Here is a 22,115-nt window from a genome sequence, read left to right as displayed (position 1 = left end):
AGGGAGTCCGTAGTGTTCTCTGTGTGAGCGATCGATGGAGTACCGACGACGTATGGGCTCTGGCTCCGGACGCGTCCTCCCGCAAGGCCGCCCTCAAGGTGGCCAAGGAGTCGTCCTGGCCCGAGCGCGGAGCGGTCGCCGCCCCCTCCGGCGGCACCTCCGCCGTCTGGGGCGAGTGCAAGGGCAGCGGTTCCAAGCCCTACCTGGCCGCCGTCCACCTGGACGGCGCGGGCGGGACCGCCTACAAGTGCAGCTGCCCCAGCCGCAAGATTCCCTGCAAGCACGTCCTGGGCCTGTTGGCCCTGTGGACCCAGGACGGCGTGGCCGAGCGGGAGGATCGGCCCGAATGGGTGGCCAAGTGGCTTTCCGGACGGGCCGCCCGCCAGGCGAAGGCGGACAGTCCGGCGGCGCCCGCCGACCCCAAGAGGGCGGCCGCGACCCTGCGCAAGAGGGAGGAGGCGGTCGGGGCCGGGATCGACGAACTGGGCCTCTGGCTGCGCGACCAGATCGACGCCGGGCTGGCGGAGGTGCCCAAACACGGCTACGACCACTGGGACCGCATGGCCAAGCGCCTTGTGGACGCCAAGGCGGGCGGCGCGGCCTCCCTCGTCTCCCGGCTGCCCTCCGCGGCGCGCGGGGACAGCTGGCCCGAGCGCATGCTCGAACGGCTCAGCCTCCTCCACCTGCTGGTCAACGGCTACCGCGCGGGCGACGCCCTCGACGAGCGCGTCCGCGGCGCCGTCCGCTCCCGGGTGGGCATCACCGTCAAGGCCGAGGAGGTCATCGCCGGCGGCGAGCGCGTCCGCGACACCTGGCGGGTCCTGGGCTGGCGCGACGCCCCCACCCTGGAAGCCGACATGCGCGTGCGGCGCCTGTGGCTGCGCGGCACCGCGACCGGGCGCGTGGCCCTGTACCTGGCCTTCGCCCGATCCGGCCAGGCGCCCGCCACCCCCTTCCGGACCGGCACCGACGTGGAGGCCGAGTTCGCCTTCTACCCCGACGGCAACCGCGTCGCCCCCGTCGGCGACGGCGTCACGACCGAGGCGGCCCCGCCCGAGGGCGGCACGGTCACACAGGCCCTCGACGCCTTCGCCGCCTCCCTCGCCGAGGACCCCTGGCGCGACGCCTGGCCGGTCGTGCTCGACCGCGCCGCCCCCGCCCACGACGGCCGGTGGTACCTCACCGACACCGAGGGCCACGCACTGCCCCTGGCCTCCCCCGAACCCTGGCGCCTCCTCGCGGTCACCGGCGGCCACCCCTCCACCGTCGCCGCCGAGTGGTCGCCCGGGACGGGACTCACCCCCATCACCGTGTGGGACCGGAACGGAAAGGCGGTCTCCCTGTGACCCCCGACCCCCTGGCCGCAGTGGACTCCTGGGACCGCCTGGTCTCCACGGCCCTGGTCGGCACCTCCAAGCGCCCCGTCCCCGACACCCCCGACCTGCCCCCCACCCCCGAGGACGAGGACTCCGTCGCCCTCCTGGACCGGGCGGCCCTGATCGCGGTCCGCCGCGCCGCCGGGTACGTCCCCGCCACCGGCGTCGAGCCCGTCGAGCCCGGCGCCGAGGACGAGCGCCCCGAGCCCGGGCAGGCCGCCACCACCCGGCTGGAGGGCCTCCTCACGACACGGACCGAACTCCTCCCGGAGTGGCTGGAGCTCGTGGCCGCCTCGGGACGGCGCGTCGCGCACTCCAGCGTTCCCGCCCTCCTCGACCAGGGCGCACGCGACAGCGAGCTGCGCCCCGCGCTCGCGGCCGCGGTCGGCACACGCGGCCACTGGCTGGCCGGGCTCAACCCCGCCTGGTTCTACGTTCTGGCCGAGTCGGTCCACACAGACCGGTTCAGCGAGCGCGACTGGGGCTGCGGCACCCCGGGCGAGCGCCGCCGCGCGCTCGCCGCGCTGCGCGCCACCGACCCCGACCGCGCCCGCGAGCTGCTGGCCGCCGTCTGGACCGGCCTGGCCAAGGCCGACCTGCGCCGCCGCCTGCTGGAGACCTTCTCCACCGGGCTCGGCCCGGCGGACGCGGACTTCCTCGACCGGGCACTGGACGACCGCAGCGCCAACGTGCGCGGGATCGCGCTGTCCCTGCTCACCCGGCTGCCCGACAGCGCGCACGCCGAGCGGCTGCGCGGCCACGTCCGCGCGCACGCCTCGCTCAGGGAGGACGGCGCCCTGTGGGTGGACCCCGTCCGCACCCGCGACGCCGCCGTCCACCGCGACCTGGCGCTGGCCGCGCCCTCCAAGGGCGACGAGAACGTGCACGGGCAGGCCGAGCGGCTGTGGGCGCTGCTCACCCACGCGCCGCTGGACGTGTGGCCCGGGCTGCTGGGCGTCGAGCCCGTCAGGATCTTCGAGGCGGCGAACCGGGAGGCCGTGCGGAGCGCCCGCCTGGTGGGCGCCCTCGTCAACGCCGTCATCGTCCAGCGGAACGTCGAGTGGGCCAGGGCCGTCCTGGAGTTCCTCGGTTCGCGGGGCACGGGACCGGGGTTCCAAACGAGCAGGCTGCTGGAACTGCTGCCGGTCGAGGAGCGCTGCGCGTACGCCGACGGCGTCCTGACCGACAAGTCCTCCCTCAGCCGCTGGGGCGACCAGCTCAGCGACACGCCCGGCCCCTGGACCCCCGAGCTGAGCGCGCGGGTCATCGCGCGCCTGCACGCCAAGGACCGCAAGAACGACTACCACGGCTACCGGCTGCTCTGCGAGGCGGCGGCCGTGCACATGCCCCCCGGGCACCTCACCGACCTCCACCAGACCCCTCCGTACAACGACGCCTCCGGCGACGCCTACCTCCGACTCCGGGACACCCTCCGGTTCCGACTCGACATGCACAGGGAGCTCAGTTGACCACCTCCACCCCCTCCATCCGCACCGACGCCGCCCAGGCGATGCGCCCGCACGCGGAGCAGACCTACTCCGCCGAGCTGGAGGCGCTGGCCAAGGTCGACGACCGGCAGCGGCCCCCGGGCTGGAAGCTCTCCCCGTGGGCGGTCACCCAGTACCTGCTGGGCACCACCCTGTCCGACGGCACCGAGATCAGCGCCAAGTACATCGGCGCCCGCCGCGTCGTCGAGGTCGCCGTGGCCACCCTGGCCACCGACCGCGCCCTGCTGCTCATCGGCGTCCCCGGCACCGCCAAGACCTGGCTGTCCGAACACCTGGCCGCCGCGATCTCCGGTGACTCCACGCTGCTCGTCCAGGGCACCGCCGGAACCTCCGAGGAGGCCGTGCGCTACGGCTGGAACTACGCCCGGCTGCTCGCCGAGGGCCCCTCCGAGGCGGCCCTCGTGCCCAGCCCCGTCATGACCGCCATGTCGCGCGGCTCCATCGGCCGCATCGAGGAGCTCACCCGCATGCCCTCCGACGTGCAGGACGGCCTCATCACCGTGCTGTCGGAGAAGGCCCTGCCGGTGGCCGAGCTGGGTATCGAGGTGCAGGCCCAGCGCGGCTTCAACATCATCGCCACCGCCAACGACCGCGACCGCGGCGTCAACGACCTGTCCAGCGCGCTGCGCCGCCGGTTCAACACCGTGGTGCTGCCCGTCCCCGACAGCGCCGAGGACGAGGTCCGCATCGTCACCCAGCGGGTGGAGCAGCTCGGCCGCGCCCTGGACCTGCCCGAGGTGCCCACCAGCCTCACCGAGATCCGGCGGGTGGTCACCGTCTTCCGCGAACTGCGCTCGGGGGTGACCGAGGACAACGGCACCAAGGTCAAGTCGCCCAGCGGCACGCTGAGCACCGCCGAGGCGATCTCGGTCATCACCAACGGCATCGCGCTGGCCGCGCACTTCGGTGACGGGCAGCTGCGCCCGGCCGACGTGGCCGCGGGCATCCAGGGCGCCGTCGTCCAGGACCGGGTGTCCGACGGCGTGGTGTGGCGCGAGTACCTGGAGACCGTCGCGCGCGGGCGCGACGGCTGGAGCGAGTTCTACCGCGCCTGCCGCGAGGTGGGCGCCTGATGGGTCGGCCCCGACTGGACACGAGCGGGCTGCACGTCCTCGGCGTGCGGCACCACGGCCCGGGGTCGGCCCGGGCCGTCCGGGCGGCGCTGGAGGAGATCAAACCCGACGCCGTGCTGATCGAGGGACCGCCGGAGGCGGACGCCCTCACCTCGCTGGTGGGTGAGCTGGAGCCGCCGGTGGCCCTGCTGGCCTACCTCGCCGACACCCCGAAGGGGAACGAGGCCAGGGCCGGCGAGGGATGGGCGTTCTGGCCCTTCGCCACCTTCTCCCCGGAGTGGGAGGCGCTGCGCTACGCGGTGGAGAACGGAGTGCGGGTCCGCTTCTGCGACCTGCCCGCCGCGCACACCCTGGCCGAGCGCGTCGCCGAGGCCGAGGAGCGGCGCCGGGCCGAGGAGGAGAGCGCCCGGGCCGAGGGCGGCTCCGAGGACCCGGGGGCCGAGGAGACTCCTGGAGACACCGAGGCTGCCGGAGCCGGTGCGGCTGTCGCGGCAGAAGAGACCGACGGGACCGAGGCTTCGGAGGCCGCTGACGGGACGGACGGCGGCGAGGTCGGCGAGCCGGAGCGGATCCGGCTGGACCCCCTCGGGGTGCTCGCCGAGGCCGCGGGCTACGACGACGCCGAGCGCTGGTGGGACGACGTCGTCGAGCAGCGCAGGGACGGGGAGCCCTCCCCGTTCCCGGCGATCGCCGACGCCATGGCCGCCGTCCGCGCCGAGTCCGGCCCCGAGACGGAGCGCGACGCGCGCCGGGAGGCGTACATGCGCCAGACCCTGCGCGCCACCCTCAAGGAGGGCCACGAGCGGATCGCCGTGGTCTGCGGCGCCTGGCACGCCCCCGCCCTGCGCGACCTGGCCGACCACCCGGTCAAGGAGGACACCGCCCTGCTCAAGGGCCTGCCCAAGGTGAAGGTCACCGCCACCTGGGTGCCCTGGACCCACGGGCGCCTGGCCTCCTCCAGCGGCTACGGCGCCGGGGTCGCCGCCCCCGGCTGGTACCACCACCTGTTCACCGCGCCCGACCTTCCGGTGCACCGGTGGCTGACCGACGCCGCCCGCATGCTCCGCGAGGAGGGGCTGGCGGTGTCCTCGTCCCACGTCATCGAGGGCGTGCGGCTGGCCGAGAGCCTCGCCGTGCTGCGCGGACGACCGCTCGCCGGGCTCGACGAGGTGGCCGAGGCGCTCACCGCCGTCCTGTGCGAGGGCGAGCCCACCCGGGCCGCCCTCGTCCACCGCCGGATGGCCGTCGGCGAGCGGATGGGCTCGGTGCCCCCGTCCACGCCCATGGTCCCGCTCCAGCGCGACCTCATCGCGATCCGCAAGCGCCTGCGGCTCAAGGCCGAGCCCTTCGACAGCGACCTCGACCTGGACCTGCGCAGGGACAGCCAGCGCGAACGCAGTGTGCTGCTGCACCGGCTGCGGCTGCTCGGCGTCGAGTGGGGAGTTCCCCGTACCCCCGACGGCGGGCAGAAGGGCACCTTCCGGGAGTCGTGGCGGCTGCGCTGGGACCCCGACATGGACGTGGCGCTGATCGAGGCCAGCCGGTGGGGCACCACCGTCGCCTCCGCGGCCACGGCCCGGGTGACCGACCTCGCGGAGGACGCGGCCCTGCCCGCGCTGACCTCCCTCACAGAGCAGTGCCTGTTCGCGGACCTGGGCGAGGCCCTGCCCCGCGTGCTGTCCCTGCTCACCGACCGCGCGGCCACCGACAGCGACGTCACCCACCTGATGGAGGCGCTGCCGCCGCTGGCCCGCTCCGCCCGCTACGGGGACGTGCGCGGCACCGACAGCGCCTACCTGAGCACGGTCGCCGAACAGATCCTGCGGCGCGTGTGTGTCGGGCTGGCGCCGGCCGTGCACGGACTGGACGACGACGCGGCGGCGCAGTTCGTCCGGCGCATCGACGCCACCCAGGGCGCCGCCACCCTCCTCGGCGGAGAGGGCGCCCAGGCCTGGACGGCGGCACTGGCCGCCCTGGCCGTGCGCGACACCCTGCCCGGCCGCATCGCCGGTCGGGTCAACCGGATCCTGTCCGACTCCGGGCTCGTGGACGCCGACGAACTGCGCCGCCGCCTCGGCCTGGCGATGTCCCCGGGAGCCGAACCCGCCTCGGCCGCCGCCTGGCTGGAGGGGTTCCTCCAGGGCAGTGGGCTGATCCTGGTGCACGACGACCGGCTGCTCGGGCTGATCGACGCCTGGCTGCTCTCCCTGCCCGAGGAGCGTTTCACCGCGGTGCTGCCGCTGCTGCGGCGCACCTTCGGGGCCTTCGACGGCCCCGAGCGCCAGGAGATCGGCGCGGCCGCCCTGCGGCTCGGGACGGCTCCCGCCGCCGACCGGACCGCCCCGGCCCGCGTGGACGTGGACACCGGACGCGCGGCCCCGGCCCTGGCCACCGCGCTGGCCATCCTCACCGACGGAAAGGTGCGCCGATGAACGCCGTGGACGAGCGGGAGCGCCGCTGGAGGCTCGTGCTGGGGCGGGAGGCGCAGTGCTCCGGCGGGGTCGGTGCCTCCGGTCTCAGCACCGCCGACCAGGGGATGGACGCAGCCCTGGAGGCGCTCTACGACAGAGTCGGTCCCGGCAGGAGCAGCGCCGAGCGCTCCGCCGGGCTCGGCGGATCGGCGCCGCGGGTGGCGCGCTGGCTGGGCGACATCCGCGAGTACTTCCCCTCCTCCGTGGTGCAGGTGATGCAGAAGGACGCCATGGACCGGCTGGGGCTGCACCAGCTCCTCCTGGAACCGGAGATGATGGAGGCCGTCGAGCCGGACGTCCACCTGGTGGGGACCCTGCTGTCCCTCAACCGGGTGATGCCCGACCAGGCCCGCGAGTCCGCCCGCGCGGTGGTGCGCCGCGTGGTGGACGACCTGGAGCGCCGGGTGGCGCAGAAGACGCGGTCCCTGGTGCAGGGGGCGATCGACCGTTCGGCCCGCACGCACCGGCCGCGCCGGGTGGCCGACATCGACTGGAACGCGACCATCCGCCGCAACCTGGCCCACTACCTGCCCGAGTACGGCACGATCGTGCCGCAGACCCTGGTGGGGTACGGTCGCCGCAGCCGGGGCGTGCAGAAGGACGTGGTGCTGGCGATCGACCAGAGCGGGTCGATGGCCTCCTCGGTGGTCTACGCGAGCGTGTTCGGCGCGGTGCTGGCCTCGATGAAGACCCTGCGCACGTCGCTGGTCGTGTTCGACACCGCGGTGGTGGACCTGACCGAGCAGCTGACCGACCCGGTCGAGGTGCTGTTCGGCACGCAGTTGGGCGGCGGCACGCACATCAACAAGGCCATCGCCTACTGCCAGGGGCTCATCACCAAGCCGAACGACTCGGTCTTCGTGCTGATCAGCGACCTGTACGAGGGCGGTGTCCGAGCGGAGATGCTGAGGAGGGTGGCCGCGATGCAGGCGGCCGGGGTCCAGGTGGTGGTGCTGCTGGCGCTGTCGGACGAGGGCGCTCCGTTCTACGATCGACAGAACGCGTCCGCGCTCGCCGAGATGGGGGTGCCCGCGTTCGCCTGTACCCCCGACGCGTTCCCCGAGCTGATGGCGGCGGCCATCCAGGGGCAACCCCTCACGTCCTGGGTCGAGAAGCACCAGGACGCCTGATCCGGGCGGGCGGGGCCGTGGCGGTCCCCGTCCGCCCCCTTCGCGGTCGCCTCCGAGATGGTTACACTTACTACAGATGTGCTGGCGGCGCTGGGAGGCTGAGATGGTGCGATCGAGTGTGCTGGGCCGCGCTCCCCGGATCGAGCCCCGCGGGGAGGACCGCTGGATCACGGAGAAGGTGGTGAGCTTCACGGGAACCAGTGGGGCGCGACTGCTGCTGAGGACGGCCGACGGCAGCGAACTCGCTCTGCCGGAGTCGCTGGTGAGGATCCTGGTGGCGTCGGCCAACGAGCTCTCCGAGGGGCACGCGGTCACCGTGCTGGCATCCGAGACGTGCCTGACCCCGGCTGAGGCGGCCGAGTTGCTGGGCCTGTCGCGCCCGTTCGTCGTACGCCTCCTCGACGCGGGGGAGATCCCGTCCGAGCGACTGCCCGACAGCCGACACCGTGTCGTGCGCCTAGAGGACGTCCTGGAGTTCCAGGCCAGGCGGGAGAGGCGGCGTGCGGGCAGACGGAGGATCGCCGAAGCAGTCGAGTCCGCCGATCTTCCCTACTGAGCGACAGGGCACGCATGACCCCCCGCGTTTTCGTCGACACCAACGTGCTCTTCCCGTTCTCGGTCATGGACCTCCTCCTGGCCCTGACCGAGGACACGGTCCACACCATGCTCTGGACCGAGAGGCTGCTGGGGGAATGGGAAAGGGTGATCGTGCGTGAACAACAGCGTTCATCCGCCTCCGCCCAGGCGATCACCTCGGCGATCAGGGAGTGCTTCGCCGACAGCCGCGTCCCGGAGGACGACTACGCCTCTCTGACGGGGATGATGCCCGGAGCCGACCCCGACGACCGCCACCATATGGCCGCCGCTCTGAAGGGGCGGGCCAGCGCCGTCGTGACCTGGAACCTGGGCGATTTCCCGAGCGAACCCCTGGCCTCTCTGGGACTGCGGGTCGTCGATCCCGACACCTACCTTCGTGAGCTGCTCGAAGAGCTGCCGCACGAGGTCGCCGCGACGGTCGTGCGGTTGGCCGCGGAGAAACGTCGCCCGCCCAGGACCCCCGAGGACCTGGTGGACAGTTTGGCCAAGGCAGGGGTCCCGGGCTTCGCCGAGTGTCTCAGGGAACGTTTGCGTGATCGTTGATCCGGGCGGGGTGGGATCGTGGAGGTCCCCGTCCGCCCCCAGTCCCTCCGGGAGAGCCCTTGAGCTACGACGTGGTGGCCCTGGTCGCCGAGGAGCCCGACGAGCACGCGATCGTCCACGCCCTTCAGGACGTGGACCCCGAACTGCGGCTGCACTGGCACGGCGACACCCGTGTCATGCAGATCCGTGACGGGGACGCCCGCCTGCTGGCCACCCTCGAACCCGGGCAGCTGGTGGAGCGTCCGGACGCGGTCGTGCGCCTGTTGGGGCCGGAGGTCGTGGCGGGGCTGCCGGAGACGTTCTGGTGGGTGGAGACGCGCGCCCGCCCCGACGAGCGGGGACGGGAGGCGGCCCACCGGTTCGCAGACGGGCTCGCGCTGCGGCTCGGAGGGGCGGTGTGGACCTCGGGGCAGGCCGACTTCGGCCTGTGGGACGAGCCGGAGCACCCGGCGGTCGAGCGCACCGCGACCAGGGCGCTCCTGGTCGCCCAGGACCGGGCGGTGGTGCCGTTCTCGTCCTGGCTCAGCGACGCGGTGGCCACGCACGGCGGGGAGAGGACGCTCCAGGTGCTCACCCCGCCCACCGCGCGCCTGACCTACGCGGTGCGCACCTTCGCGGCCGGATCGCTGGGGCGCTGGGTGGTGCGGGGTGAGGACGGCGGCCACTACGACGGCATCACCGGCCTGCCCGTGCGCTGGGACGACGAGCAGGGGTTCCGCGCGGACAGGGAACCGGTCGGGCTGGCGTGGGCGGACGGGAAGCCGGACGCCGAGCCGGTCCCGGGGTTCCTGGCGGACTTCGCCGAGAGCGCCGGAACGCAGGTCGTGGTGGACGTGTCCGTGCTCCACCGCGACCCGTTCACCCCGGACCCGGGCCGTGCGGCGGAGGTCGTCGCCGAGCACCTGGCCGGGACCGCGCCGTCGGCGTGGGGGCCGCACGAGCCCGCGCTCATGGCCTGGGACCGCGAACGGGTGGCCGGTTTCGTGCGCGAGCGCGGGCCCGGGCCCGCGATCCTGTACCTGGAGGGGCCGCTGGGTGAGGGGCGCCCCTTCTCGGGGCAGCTCCACCTGGCCCGGCGCGGGAGCAGGCTCCTGGAGCGGGTGTCGGTGGTGGCCGGGTTCGAGGACGAGGGCGCCGTGCCCTTCGACGCGTTCCCGGCCCTGGTGGAGGCGCTGGCGGCCGAGGGGCTGCTGGAGGGGCTGCGGGTGCGCCGCATCCCCGGGCGCGCCGATGTCACCTACGTGCCGGTGTGGGCGGGGCCCGCGGTCCCGGTCGGGCTCGCGGTCGGGCCGGACCGGCTGCGTCGGATCGGAACCGGTCGTGCCCAGGCGGGGCCGATCCCGGGCGCGCTCGTGGGTGAGGGTGAAGGCCGGGCGGTCTGGTATCCGGTGGTGGAGGAGGCCGGGGCGCCCCTGCGGGCGCTGGACCTCATGCGGCGGCAGACGGAGTACCTGTCCGCGGCTTCCGCGAAGAGGGCCTGAGCCGTTCCGGAGGAGGCGCCTGAGCCGTCCGGGAGGGAATCCGGAGCTCCCCTCTCGGAGCAGAAGTGACGCACGTCACAGTCACTGTTTCCATCTGCACGTTCTGCCCGGCCCGGCCGGTGGCCCCGCGCCTGACCATCGCGGGGGCGGTCCCTCCCGCGGAACCGGAACCGATCATGGAACGTCACTCCATATGCGCATACTGCTGTTGGAGTCCGCCGGGCGGACGCCGGGACCGACGAGGGAGGGCAGCGGCAGGATGAAGTTCGAACTGGTGGAGCCGCCGGGCGAACCGGACGGGAGCGCCGCCGTCGCCGATCCCCGGGACCCGGCGCCCGCTGACGGGACCGCGGTCGTCAGGGAACCGGACGAGACCTTCCTCAGGCCTGTGCGGGAACGCAGGGCCAGGGCGGTCGAGGGCGTGCGCGCCTCGTTGGAGCTGCTGCGGGCCCGCGCCGCCGAGCGGAGCATGGCCCAGGCCCACCGCCATGCCGCCGATGTTTCGGATGCCGAGCCCGGAGCCCTGTTCCACGTGCACCGGTTCGCCGCTGGCGCACCCGAAGCCGCTGACGCCCCCGGAGAGGAGAACCGATGAGCCAGTGGAACATCGACGTCTACGGGGTCTCGCTGGTCCTGGGGAACCTGGGCGACCAGCTCGGCCTCGAAGGAGGCGGGTTCTCCGACACCATCGACTCCACCGCCGACGGGATCGAGATGGCGCTGACCAACGCCAAGAGCCCGCCCGTGGAGGCCGCGCTGTCGGGCTTCTTCGAGCACTTCACCGGCGAGACCGACGCCATGTTCACCCGCACCCTGTCCTGTCTCCAGGGCGCCAACGACGCGACCCTGGCCTACAACCAGGGCCAGGAGGAGATGGCCGCCGAGGCCCAGAGCCAGGCGGGCACCGGCGAGAACCTCGACCTCTGACCTGATGACCTGACGTTTCGCCCCCACGGAAGGCCCCCTGGTGAGTTTCGAGCCCACCGAGCCCCAGAACGGCGTGGACCCGAACCCGTTCACGCTCATCGACCCGGACACCATCCCCTACCCCCTCACCGACGTCTGGTCCCTCAACTACGCCGCCGAGACCCTGCGCACCGGTGGAGAGGACCTCTTCGGCGGCGCCGAGGACATGTCCTCGACCTGGGGCGGGCTCCAGGCCCACTACAGCGCGCCGGAGAGCGAGACGCTCTTCGCCGCGATGGACCCGGTGGTCACCCGCGGCGAGGACGTCCAGAGCGATCTCGCCACCGTCGCCAGCGCGCTGGAGGACCTGGCCGAGGCGGCCACGACCGCGCGAGGCTCACTCAACACCCTGCGGATCGAGGCCCAGAGCCTGTGGAACGCCAACCACGACAAGAAGGTGTGGTGGCTGACCAAGGACGACGAGACCGACGAGTGGGCGCTGGGCGAGAACGTGCGCATCAAGGACGCGGTCAACACGGCCTGGTCGACGTTCAACGAGGCCGAGAACGCGTGCGCCTCCCGGATCTCGGCGGTGTTCGGCGGGCCCGCCTACGTGTCGCCGGACCAGGCCGGCGGGGACGACGCGCTGGTCTACGGGCTGCCCACCGACGCCGGTGAGCGCGACATGTCCCTGGAGAGGGTCTTCAGCTTCGAGGGCATCAACAGCTTCTACAACGACGTCACGGCGTGGGCGGGGACCGAGTTCCACCCATCCCTGATGGACTGGGGCAACCCCAGCGGTCAGGCGCTGTGGGACACGGTGGTCACCGACTTCCTGTGGGGGTCGGCGGTGGGGCTGACGTCCAAGCTCGGTTTCTGGCACCCCGACAACGGGTGGCGGTTCGACCCGCGGGGCCTAGCGGAGAACTTCGGAGCGGCCTGGAGCGACGCGTGGATGGACACGGTCGGCCTGGTCGGTGTCCACGACGAGCACGGGTGGCTGTGGGAGCCCGGCGAGGGCGGTCAGGAGGGTTGGGGCGCCGGATGGGACCGGTGGCTGGGCAATGCCGGGGACAGCATCGACGAGGTGTGGGAGGGGCACACCGCCTGGTCCACACGCGAGGACGGTGTCGCCTACTCCAACACCACCATCGGCGCCAACGTCGTGCTGATGACCGGTGGTCTGCCGCTCAAGCTGATCAAGATCGTCGCCGGAGCGGGGGTGGTCAGCTCCGTGGACACCCCCACGGGTTCGGGCGGTCCGGACGCCGACGGCTCCGGCCCGGGTTCCGGCGGGGGCTCGGGCTCGGACAGCTTCACGTCGCGGGGCGGGCCGGGAACGCGGGGCTGGCCCAGCAGCCCGCTGCCGGGCGCCGGGGAGGGGCAGCGTCCCACGGGTGAGCGCTTCGAGAACCCGCTCACCCACCTGAACGAGTCGTTGCTGGACCCCAACCGGTACCGTCCGCCCTCCTCCACCCCGACCACCCCGGTGCCCGACGGCGGCGGGGAGCGGCCCTCGCAGAGCCCGTCCGAGCCGCAACGCAGTGACACCCCGCAGCCTCAGGACAGAGGTCGTTCCGAAGAGCGTGACGACATACGCGATGACGTACAGGGCGAAACAGACCTTTCAGGAGCAGGCGACGCTTTCGCTGATAATCATAGAGATAACTACTCTGGTCACGAGGGCGATCGTTGGCCTGACAACAGCTCGACCGTTATCGGAAACAGGCCTGCCGAAGAGCGGATCGTTGTCGACCTTGCGGAGCCGGGACGCGAAAGCAGAAATAGAAATGCTGGTCTAGGCGCTGACGGAGTTCCCTCCGGAAGGGCGCACCAGAGCGGTGGAAGCGAGATTTCTGAGCGGGTGGGCTGGGCGCAGCCAACTCAGGACACAGAAACCTCACGCGGGCCCGATGCGGATGCAAACGAACAGTCCCTCGGTGATCAGAGCGATCACGTGAGTCGACCAGATGGACAATTGCTCCCAGAGGTTCTGGAGAACTGGTCTGAGCTTCCAATTGAAATTCCTGATGGCACGCCAGCAGATGTGCTGCTGGAGATCCGTGGGGCTATCGATCTCGTAAGCCAGGTGCATAGTTTTCCAGATGGAATGGAGCCGATCGTTTTCGATTCTAGAGAGCTGGGATCTGGGCGAATGGGTTCTTATGATCGTGCTACGCGTACTATCACGTTCGATCCATCTCTTCCCAATATGCGCGAAACTCTAGTGCATGAGATCGGTCATGTTATCGATAATGCCATGCACGGAGAAAGGACCGGGTCACGCCACGGACTGGCATCCGCGATGCCATCTACCCCAGAGATGCGAGAGTGGGCCTCTGCTGTGAGGAACTCTCCGCAAGTCAGGGAGCTGAGGAGTATGCCTGTGACTGGCTACAGTAGGTACATGAGGCTGCCCCAGGAGCTGTGGGCGCGCTCCTACGCTCAGTGGATCGCTCAGCGGACGGGAGACCCGCGTCTCCAGAGCGAGATCCGCAGTCATCTGTCACAGCCGGGCATCGAAGGGTATCGTCAGTGGGCAGAAGATGACTTCAGGCCAGTAGCATCAGCGCTGGACGCGGTCTTCGAGAACGATTGGAAGCTGTAATGTTCAGTGTCGTGGACGATCCAGAGAACTACACTTTGGAAGAGCTGATTCAGAAGTATATTGACGAGGGTTTCGATCAGGAATCTGCGGAGGCGTACGCAGAGATCCTGAAGAACCCTCCGGAAGATGCGTTCATCAACTGAGTGTAGATACGCGGTCTAGATTGCATGCCCGCTTGGCTCTTATCGCTGTGGCGGAAGTCAACGGGAGCACGTTTCCCACCACAACGCCGTCGGACTCTATGTCCTACTCAACGAGTTAGGACCCATATGTTCCCGCTGCCCGACAGCGTCAGGTGCGATGTGCTGATCGCCCTGCCGCACGGCAAGCTGCGGAACATCCGTGCGCGGTCCGTCGAACGCGTTTCCGGCGTGTGACCCGCTCGGGGCTGGAGCGGCTGTGAGCGGTGCGGGCACGGACCACGCCGCGCCCCCACCGTCCACCCTCAGCCGGCGGCGCGCTCCGGGGGGAGCGCGGTAGCCCGGAAGCCTTCGAGGACCTCCTGGATCGTGTCGACCTCGGCGTCGGAGAACACGCTCTCGGGGCCGCCCGGGGAGACACTGGTGAACGGCGGCTCGTAGAGGTCGCCGACGTCCAGGAAGCCGTTCTTGGCCACGTAGTCGACGATGAGCTTGAACAGGCGCAGCTGGTTGGCGGAGAGCTTCCTGCCCGCCTGGAAGCCGTCGAAGGCGGCGGAGACGGCGTCGCGCTCCATCCCGCTGAAGGAGCGCAGGAACAGCCCCAACCCGCCGTGCTCCTCCTCGGCGCGCTCGATGTCCTTCTCGGTGCCGAAGCCGCCGTCGAGGAACACCCGCACGAAGTGGTCGATGTCCGCGCTGGTCAGCTGCCGGTTGCGCATCAGCTTCTGCACGGACAGGTCGCTCTCGTGGTTGCGCACGTAGGTGCGGACCTTCACCTCGAACCGGGTCCAGCCGCCGCCCACGTCCAGGCCGCTGAGCTCGGTCCGCGTGAGCTCGCCGAGCTCGTCCTCGAAGTCGGAGTAGACGATGCCCCGCCGGGTCTTGGGGATGAGCCGCACCAGGCCGCGCACGCGGCGGCGCATGACCTCCAGCATCGGCAGGGTGACGTCCTGCCACCAGGCGTCCGAGACCAGGTCGGCCAGGAGTTCGCGCTGCCTGGCCACCACCGGGTTGTTCAGGGTGGTGGGGTCGAGCAGGGCCTCGGCGATGTCCTGGACCTGGCGGCGCAGCTTGTCGAAGCCGGGCTCGGGCTCCAGGACGCCCAGCTGGAGGCGCAGGGCCAGCAGGTCGAAGCGCTTGGCCTCCTGGCTGTTCTCGTCCTCCCTGTACGCGGTCGGCAGCGGGGCGAGGGTCTCGGTGAGCTGGTCGCGCTTGTCCTCGGTGATCCGCCGCCACGCCGCGGGGTCCTGGTAGGCCTCCACCGTCTCCAGGTGGGGCCGGACCTCGATGTTGCGGGGGTTCATCCCCGCCACCTCCAGCTGGAGGCGCTCGGCCAGCGACCGGCGCAGCCCCGCCTCGTCGGCGGGGCCGTCGGGCGCGGCCGCGGAACCGTCCGGGGCGGGGGCGGTGCCCTCGGGCGCGGCGGCCGGCTCCTGGGCGGGAGAGTGCCGGTCCAGGCCGTACAGCAGCTCCGCGCGCCTGCGGAAGACCTTCTCGCGCGTGGACGGCTGCACCCGGGCCTCGGCGGCGGGGAGGTTCTGGTTGAAGAACTCCACGTTGCGGCCCAGGTCGAAGACGAGGAAGCCCGCCTTGTGGTCCTCGGGCCCGAACAGGTCCGGGCACTTGCGCGTGCCGCGCCCGATCATCTGCCAGAACTTGGTCCTGGAGCGCACGAGCTTGGCGAAGACCAGGTTGAGCACCTCGGGGATGTCCACGCCGGTGTCGAGCATGTCCACCGAGACGGCGATGTGCGGGGCCGAGTCGCGCCGGGAGAACTTGTCGAGGATGGACTGGGCGTAGGTGGTCGAGTGCGTGATCACCTGCGCGAAGTCGCCGCCGAGGTCGGGGTAGAGCTCCTGGAAGCGGTCCACGATGAAGTGCGCGTGCTTGACGTTGCGGGCGAAGACGATGGTCTTGCCGAGCCGTTCGCCGCCCTCGACCTTGGCGCCGTGGCGCATGAGGGTCTGGAGGGCCTTGTCGATGGTGTCCTTGTTGAACAGGTACTTGTTGACCTCGTCGGCGGCGATCGCGTCGGGGATTCCGTCGTCGTCGTCCCACTCGGTGAGCTCCCAGGCCTCCTTGTCCTCCTCGGACAGCTCGTCGTACCTGATGCCCTCGCGGGGGAACTTCAGCGGCACGTCGATGGTGGTGGGGCTGACCAGGTAGTCCTCCTCGACCGCCTCCTCCAGGCCGTAGACGTCGGTGGGGACCCCGTCCTCCAGGTGGAAGAGGCGGTAGGTGTTGCGGTCGATCTCGTCCTTGGGGGTGGCGGTCAGGCCCACCAGGAGCGAGTCGAAGTAGGAGAAGATCGCGCCGTACTTGTGGTAGACGGACCGGTGCGCCTCGTCCACGACCACGAGGTCGAAGTAGCCGGGGCCGAACCGTCTCACCTCGTCGGAGGTGTCGTTGATCAGCCCCATCATGGTCTGGTACGTGGACACGTACACGCGTGCGTCCGCGCCCTTCTCCTCCAGCAGGTTGACCACCGGGGTGCTGGGCAGGTGCTGCTTGAAGGCGCCGTATGCCTGGTTGACCAGGGCCTGGCGGTCGGCGAGGAACAGCACGCGCTTGATCCAGCCCGCCCGGTTGAGCAGGTCCACCAGGGCGATGACGGTGCGGGTCTTGCCCGAGCCGGTGGCCATCACCAGCAGGGCGTCGCGCTGTTTGTCCTCCTCGAAGGCCTCGCAGACGCGGCGGACGGCCCGCGACTGGTAGTGGCGGTTGACGATGTCGCTGTTGATCGCCACCCCGGCCAGGGCCTGGCGTCCGGCCCGGCGCATGACGAGCGTGCGCAGCTCGTCCTTGGTGTAGAAGCCCTGGACCTGGCGTGGCGGGTAGCCGAAGTGGTCGTCCCAGACGAAGGTCTCGTAGCCGCTGGTGTAGAAGATGACGGGCCGCTGCCCGAACTTGGCCTCCAGCGCGTCGGCGTAGGCCCTGGCCTGCTGCTTGCCGTCGCGGGCGTCGCGGGTGGTGCGCTTGGCCTCCACCACGGCCAGGGGCTTGCCGTTGTCGTCCCACAGCACGTAGTCGGCCCGGCCCTCGCCCGAGGGCGTGGGCAGCCCGGTGAGGGGGTACTCGCGGTCCTCGGGGTCGGAGAGCGTCCACCCGGCCTCGCGCAGGAGGAGGTCGATGATGTGGACGCGGGTCCTGGCCTCGTCGTAGTCGTGCTGGTCGGGAAGCTCGGCGTTGGCGGTCTTGGCCTCCTTGATCTCCGCGCGCAGCCGGAGGATCTCGGCGTCCAGGTCCTTGGTGCGCCGCTGGGCCCGGGCCAGTTCCTCCTGCTGGCGGGCGAAGTCCTCCGCCATCTTCTGGATCTCGGCCTGCTTCTTCTTGCGCACCTCGGCGGGGACCGGGGTCGGGATCAGCTTGCGGTCGAAGGACAGGCCGGAGGCCGGTGCGCCGTCCTTCGCGCGGGTGTAGTTGCGGGCCAGCCAGTACATGACGTGGAACAGCTCGACGGTGGCCCGCACCGCGTCCTGCGGCGAGACCGGCCCGGGGCGGTGCACGGCGGCGTTGCCCTGGCGGCGGATGACGTCCATCTTGGTGCGGACCGCCGGACCGGCCAGGTTGACCATGGTCGGTTCGGCGATCCGCGCGGCGAGGTCGCTCTGGTAGGGGGTGCGCAGGGTGTCGTCGGCCTCGTAGAGCCAGTTGACGGCCAGTTCCAGCGTCCGGCGCGCGTAGAAGCAGGACACGCGGGGGTCGGCCACGGCGAGGCGCTCGGCGCGGATCGCCTCGTTGTGGAGTTCGGGCCATTCGGTCTGGAGGAAGGCGAAGTTGCTCACCAGGCACCTTTCCCGGAGGGGAGGGGGTAACGGGATGCGGGGCAGCGGGGTTATGGAGTTGTGGGCTCGTGCGGCTGCGGGGGCTACACGGTTATGTCCCGATCGTCCCACAGGGTGCCGTCAAACGCGCGCTGTTGGACGGAAGCGAAGAGTTCGTCCAAGCGTTCGAGGTGGGCGAGGTGTTCCTGCTTGAGCGCCTGGATCCTCCGTGCCTTCTCAGCGAACTCTTTTTGCGTGGAGACGGGAGGGAGGGCGCAGGGGATGGAAAGAACCTTCTTCTGCGAAATGTTCTTCATTGAGCCACTGCTCCCCGTGGAGTTTGCCCTGATGGCATCTCGAAACGCGGGCTGGGAGAACATGTGGTTAATGTAAAAAGGGTCAGCCTTTGGCTCCTCGTGCCAAACGAATCTCCAGAGCTTGTCCGGGAGGAGGAGATTGCTGTGGGGAGAACTTACGAGAGCTGTAGCACCAATCAACTCTGATGTGTTAGCTCGGCTGAATAGTAGGTCTCCTTCTCGAGCAAAGTGAGAATCGGGTGGAGTGTGGTCGGGTGGAGCTCCTTTGCTTTCCTGAGGCTTGAAGGTTCCTGACGTAACTGAACTGATCTTCAGGATGCGATACTTTGATTTGGTCTCATCGCTTGCGGAGGCCAGGCTTTTTCCACTCTCGAATCGAGCAACGAGGTCAGAGACGTGGCCAAACCCCCACTGACTCTTTTTGGTGATGTCGCCGAACATGTCGAGGAAGACGGACTGTGTGAGCTCGTCGAGGAGTTCGATCGCCCTGCGACGCTTTGCGCGTAGAGCCTCGATGCAGTCTAGCGCTTTGGCTATATGCTCCTGTTCTTCTAGCGGTGGCAGGGAAACTTCGATTTTAGATACAAACGAAGGCCTTGCTCTTAGTAGAGATCCTCCTACTCCTGCGACGGTGTTCATGTATTTTGCGTGGAAACCATTGCTTACTAGCAGGTGGCGCAAATATGGAGGGTGGAATTTATGAGAGCGAAAAACAATCCATTCATTGGATGCGATTGTTCGACTTGAAAGTGATTCTTGCACAATCCAGGAGCGTCGGATGTGCGGGACGATCTTGGAAAGTAGCACATCATTAGGTTCTACTATCTGCTTTGAAGATCCAATGTTTGACCCGATGGCGGACTCGGGAATCCCGCTTTCGAATGCTGGAATGCTGTAGAGCGTAAACTCTTCTGTGGGAAATTTTGCTGGATCGATGGTGCTGTTGCGCCCCGCCATCAGCTCGCCCAGTTGGATTTTCTGGATGGTCATCCCAGCATCACCTTCAGGTTCGAGATGCCCTTCTGAATATCGGCATCCAGGCCTTCAAGTTCCTCGATTATCTCCAGCGGTGGCCGGTGCTCAGTCTCCTTGTAGACGACTTCCTTGTACCGGTTAAGGCTTAGGTCGTAGTCCTGGGAGGCGATATCAGCCTTGGGGACACAGAAGCTCTGATCTGTGCGAGCGCGGTCCTGCTCATTGCCGTCTCGGCGTGACCACCGGGCGAGTACGTCCGGCAGGTTGTTCTTTTCGTGCTCGGTTTCTTCTAGGTTCTTGGCGAGAGCGCCGATCTTCTCCTCAGGAAGCAGAGGAGCCCGCTTGTCATCGAGGCTGTACCCGTCAGCCGTGACGTCGTAGAACCAGACGTTTTCGGTACCACCAGCGTTCGTCTTGGTGAAGAACAGAATGGCGGTGGATACGCCTGCGTATGGTTTGAAGACGCCGCTGGGCAGCTTCACCACTGCGTCCAGCTTCTGGCCCTCCACAAGGATCTTGCGGATGGACTTGTGCGCTTTGGTGTTGCCGAAAAGCACACCCTCGGGCACGATGACGGCGGCACGTCCACCGGGCTTGAGCAGGCGCAGGAAAAGAGGAAGGAAGAGCAGTTCCGTCTTCTTCGTCTTGATGATCTGCTGGAGATCCTTGGCCGTGCTCTCGTAGTCCAGGCTTCCAGCGAACGGCGGGTTGGCGAGGATGAGAGAGTAGCGTTCCGCCTCGTCCGCGACGCTCTCGGCGAGCGAGTCGCGATAGCGGATGTCAGGCTGCTCCACACCGTGCATGAGCATGTTCATGCTGGCGATCCGCAGCATGGTGCTGTCGAAATCGAAGCCGTGGAACATGCTGTGGTGGAAGTGCCTCTGGTTGGCGGCTTCCAGCAGGGCGTCGCTGTGCTCGGCACGCAGGTGCTCGGAAGCGGCGACCAGGAAGCCTGCCGTACCGCACGCGGGGTCGCAGATCTCGTCCTGGGGGCCGGGGTTCATCATCGCCACGATGAGCTGGATGATGTGCCGGGGCGTACGGAACTGCCCGTTGTGCCCGGCGGTGGCGATCTTGCCGAGCATGTACTCGTACAGGTCGCCCTGCACGTCGCCGTCACCGAGAGGCAGTTTGTCGATCATGTCGACTGCCTTGGTCAGCAGGTTGGCGTTGGGGATGGTGAAACGGGCATCGCGCATGTGGTGCGCGTACGTGGAGTCGTCACCGCCGAGCCGCTGCAACCAGGGAAAGACCACCCTTCCCATCGTGTCGAACAGTGTGTCCGGTGCGAGCTCCTGGAGCTTGGTCCAGCGCAGGGCCTCGTCATCGGGTGTGTAGACAGGATCCTTGATGGGCCTGCCTGTGCGCTGGTGCTGCCTGTCCTTGGCTGCTTGGATGTCCTCCAGCCTGCGGAGGAACATCAGGTAGGTGATCTGTTCGATCACTTCGAGGGGATTGGAGATCCCTCCGGACCAGAACGCGTCCCAGAGGCGATCGATCTTGCTCTTCAGCTCGCCGGTAATCACGCGGATCAGCGTAACGCCGCCGTACGACCTGCCCAGCCTGGATACTGGAACCGACACCGGGTAGAGACCCGGCGCAGCCGCGAGCGTGGGCACGCGGGATCCCGAAGGCCCGCGCGCCCGTACGGGTCAGCGCGCGTCGTGCTTGGTGGTGCTCAGGAAGGCACGCCACTCAGCGGGGCTAAAGGTGAGCGTGCCCAGGTCGCGGTTCTGGGTGTCGCGGACAGCGGAGAAGTCGGAGGTGTCGGCTACCTCCACGCAGTTGCCGTTGCTGCCGCTGTAGGACGACTTGCGAAATTCCAGGTTCGTACTCATGCGGATAGTCCTTCTACTATTTCCGTGATCAGCGCTCGGGAGTCCGGGCTGTTCAGCGCGGCCTTGCGCAGGTGTTCGAACGACCGGCGGTACGTGGTGACATCCTGTGGGTCGTCCATGAAGATGTCGGCGGTCGGCCCTTCCAGGTACACCGTCGATAGACCCGCGTCTGGAACGTCGATCAGCGCGAAGGCCAAAATTTCCATCGCGGCGTGTGCTCCTGCTGTAAAGGGAAGCACCTGGAGCGTAAGCATGTCCTGTTCCTCGGACAACTCCAAAACATGCTGGAGTTGGGCGCGCATGACGTCAGAGCCACCCACCAGTGAACGCAGCGCCCCTTCGGTCACAATCGCCCATAGATGGGGTGTACGTCGTGCGATCCACTCCTCTTGCCTGCGCATGCGGATGGCTATGCGGTTTGCGATCTCATCAGCGGGTGCACGGCCAGGTGCGGAACATGCACGAGTAACAGCGTGGGTGTAGTCCTCGATCTGGAGTAACCCGGGGATGATCTGTGCTTCGTACGCGCATATGTCGGAGGCAGCGGCTTCGAGGCCGATGAACGTGCCATACGGCTTGCCGATCTCTCGACCCTGCCACCAACCGGGCGTTCGCGCCGTTTCACGAAGGCTCAGGAGGCGTGCGGCCTCTTCGGGAGCTGCTTCGTAGACCTCCATGAGCTTTTCCAGGCGAGCTACTCCGGGCACCTGACCGTCCGGTCCACCGGATTCCCAGCGGGCGAGACTGGACGGCTGAGAGCGGAGAGCCTTGGCCACTTGCGTGGCTGAACGGTCACCTCTGAGCCGTCGCAGCTCTCTGGCCAGCACCCATCGGGCCACTGTGGGCGCCTGCGTCTTGCCGGTCATGGACTCAGCATGCCATACGGGGAAGTCTCCGGACGGCCTAGAACAAAAATCTGAAGCAAAGTGTGTAAGCACATTGCTTTTTGCTCTCCCGGGGGTCACACTGGACCTAATGTCACTGCCCCGTCACAGGGAGTCTCCATGTCGCGCGTGTTCGCCACCTCTCGCAGGGTCCGCCGTGCTCCGGCCGCTGAACTGGTGAGACTCCTGGAAGCCAGACACAGGCTCAATGCGGAGGAGGCCCCGGAGCCGGGACAGGTCGTGGCCCGACTCGGGAACCGCTCGGTAGCGGTCGCTCTGATAGACGGCCAATGGTTCAGGCGGCACACCGCCCAGGACGGCCGCAATGCCCTCTCGCCCCTGCACCCCGCCGGTCACGAGTTCTCCGTGGCCCACTCGGTCGCGGTGGAGCTGATAGAGGCGAGGGCCGTCGAATGAACGGGCTGCCTCGCCTCACGACCCCGTGGACCTGTCCCGCTTGCTGTCGCACCGAGAACGGCGGCCACAGCACCCACACCCGTTGCC

18 protein-coding genes are annotated in these 22,115 nt (G+C 69.1%); 13 read left to right on the top strand and 5 right to left on the bottom strand.

Annotated features, from left to right (window positions below; genetic code table 11):
- Nucleotides 1-98 precede the first annotated feature (98 nt).
- From HGB44_RS18555 to HGB44_RS32495, 12 genes are all read left to right on the top strand, one after another.
- Nucleotides 99-1,346: an SWIM zinc finger family protein gene (locus HGB44_RS18555; RefSeq protein WP_061082023.1), complete on the top strand. Its 1,248-nt coding sequence runs from the start codon at nucleotides 99-101 to the stop codon at nucleotides 1,344-1,346.
- Nucleotides 1,343-2,845 carry a DUF5691 domain-containing protein gene (locus HGB44_RS18550; RefSeq protein ID WP_061082015.1) on the top strand — a complete coding sequence of 501 codons (1,503 nt, stop codon included), beginning with the start codon at nucleotides 1,343-1,345 and terminating at the stop codon, nucleotides 2,843-2,845. The genes HGB44_RS18555 and HGB44_RS18550 overlap by 4 nt, the downstream gene beginning before the upstream one ends.
- A 41-nt stretch (nucleotides 2,846-2,886) precedes the next feature.
- The gene (locus HGB44_RS18545) at nucleotides 2,887-3,957 is read left to right on the top strand and encodes an ATP-binding protein (RefSeq protein WP_394327818.1); all 1,071 of its coding nucleotides are present in this window, start codon (nucleotides 2,887-2,889) and stop codon (nucleotides 3,955-3,957) included.
- Nucleotides 3,957-6,389: a DUF5682 family protein gene (locus HGB44_RS18540; protein ID WP_061082013.1), complete on the top strand. Its 2,433-nt coding sequence runs from the start codon at nucleotides 3,957-3,959 to the stop codon at nucleotides 6,387-6,389. The genes HGB44_RS18545 and HGB44_RS18540 overlap by 1 nt, the downstream gene beginning before the upstream one ends.
- A complete protein-coding gene (locus HGB44_RS18535; protein ID WP_061082012.1) occupies nucleotides 6,386-7,558 on the top strand; it encodes a VWA domain-containing protein in 1,173 nt (390 codons plus the stop codon). The genes HGB44_RS18540 and HGB44_RS18535 overlap by 4 nt, the downstream gene beginning before the upstream one ends.
- 103 nt (nucleotides 7,559-7,661) lie before the next feature.
- Nucleotides 7,662-8,114, top strand: coding sequence for a helix-turn-helix domain-containing protein (locus tag HGB44_RS18530; RefSeq protein WP_061082011.1), 453 nt, complete (start codon nucleotides 7,662-7,664; stop codon nucleotides 8,112-8,114).
- Between the two features lie 14 nt (nucleotides 8,115-8,128).
- Nucleotides 8,129-8,698 (top strand): PIN domain-containing protein, encoded by a 570-nt coding sequence (locus HGB44_RS18525; protein WP_061082010.1) that lies wholly within the window; start codon nucleotides 8,129-8,131, stop codon nucleotides 8,696-8,698.
- 59 nt (nucleotides 8,699-8,757) lie between these two features.
- Nucleotides 8,758-10,179: a DUF6177 family protein gene (locus HGB44_RS18520; RefSeq protein ID WP_061082009.1), complete on the top strand. Its 1,422-nt coding sequence runs from the start codon at nucleotides 8,758-8,760 to the stop codon at nucleotides 10,177-10,179.
- A 259-nt stretch (nucleotides 10,180-10,438) separates the two neighbouring features.
- Nucleotides 10,439-10,774, top strand: a complete 336-nt coding sequence (locus HGB44_RS18515) for a cell envelope biogenesis protein TolA (RefSeq protein ID WP_231972537.1) — start codon at nucleotides 10,439-10,441, stop codon at nucleotides 10,772-10,774.
- Nucleotides 10,771-11,106 (top strand): DUF6507 family protein, encoded by a 336-nt coding sequence (locus tag HGB44_RS18510; RefSeq protein WP_061082007.1) that lies wholly within the window; start codon nucleotides 10,771-10,773, stop codon nucleotides 11,104-11,106. Before HGB44_RS18515 ends, HGB44_RS18510 begins: the two co-directional genes overlap by 4 nt.
- 40 nt (nucleotides 11,107-11,146) lie before the next feature.
- Nucleotides 11,147-13,693 carry a hypothetical protein gene (locus HGB44_RS18505; protein WP_061082006.1) on the top strand — a complete coding sequence of 849 codons (2,547 nt, stop codon included), beginning with the start codon at nucleotides 11,147-11,149 and terminating at the stop codon, nucleotides 13,691-13,693.
- Nucleotides 13,694-13,704: 11 nt separating this feature from the next.
- Entirely contained in the window at nucleotides 13,705-13,836 is a 132-nt protein-coding gene (locus HGB44_RS32495) for a hypothetical protein (protein ID WP_267909103.1), read from the top strand.
- Nucleotides 13,837-14,138: 302 nt separating this feature from the next.
- Here the strand turns inward: HGB44_RS32495 and HGB44_RS18500 are convergent, their stop codons facing one another.
- The 5 genes from HGB44_RS18500 to HGB44_RS18480 form a co-directional block, all read right to left on the bottom strand.
- Nucleotides 14,139-17,618 carry a DEAD/DEAH box helicase family protein gene (locus tag HGB44_RS18500; protein ID WP_061082005.1) on the bottom strand — a complete coding sequence of 1,160 codons (3,480 nt, stop codon included), beginning with the start codon at nucleotides 17,616-17,618 and terminating at the stop codon, nucleotides 14,139-14,141.
- An 83-nt stretch (nucleotides 17,619-17,701) separates the two neighbouring features.
- Complete coding sequence (locus HGB44_RS18495) at nucleotides 17,702-18,904, bottom strand: restriction endonuclease subunit S (protein ID WP_082768493.1); 1,203 nt, start codon at nucleotides 18,902-18,904, stop codon at nucleotides 17,702-17,704.
- Nucleotides 18,901-20,508, bottom strand: a complete 1,608-nt coding sequence (locus tag HGB44_RS18490) for a type I restriction-modification system subunit M (protein ID WP_231972536.1) — start codon at nucleotides 20,506-20,508, stop codon at nucleotides 18,901-18,903. The genes HGB44_RS18495 and HGB44_RS18490 overlap by 4 nt, the downstream gene beginning before the upstream one ends.
- A 33-nt stretch (nucleotides 20,509-20,541) precedes the next feature.
- Complete coding sequence (locus tag HGB44_RS18485) at nucleotides 20,542-20,727, bottom strand: DUF397 domain-containing protein (protein ID WP_061082003.1); 186 nt, start codon at nucleotides 20,725-20,727, stop codon at nucleotides 20,542-20,544.
- Nucleotides 20,724-21,593, bottom strand: a complete 870-nt coding sequence (locus HGB44_RS18480) for a helix-turn-helix domain-containing protein (RefSeq protein ID WP_168444058.1) — start codon at nucleotides 21,591-21,593, stop codon at nucleotides 20,724-20,726. Before HGB44_RS18480 ends, HGB44_RS18485 begins: the two co-directional genes overlap by 4 nt.
- A gap of 138 nt (nucleotides 21,594-21,731) precedes the next feature.
- Between HGB44_RS18480 and HGB44_RS18475 the strand changes: the two genes are divergently transcribed.
- Complete coding sequence (locus HGB44_RS18475) at nucleotides 21,732-22,028, top strand: hypothetical protein (protein WP_061082001.1); 297 nt, start codon at nucleotides 21,732-21,734, stop codon at nucleotides 22,026-22,028.
- The last annotated feature ends 87 nt before the right edge of the window (nucleotides 22,029-22,115 follow it).

Origin of the sequence: Nocardiopsis alborubida (genome assembly GCF_012396365.1) — a bacterium.
In the GTDB taxonomy this organism is placed as follows: domain Bacteria; phylum Actinomycetota; class Actinomycetes; order Streptosporangiales; family Streptosporangiaceae; genus Nocardiopsis; species Nocardiopsis alborubida.
The sequence above is the reverse complement of the archived record's forward strand: the minus strand, read 5'-3'. Positions and strand labels throughout refer to the sequence as shown.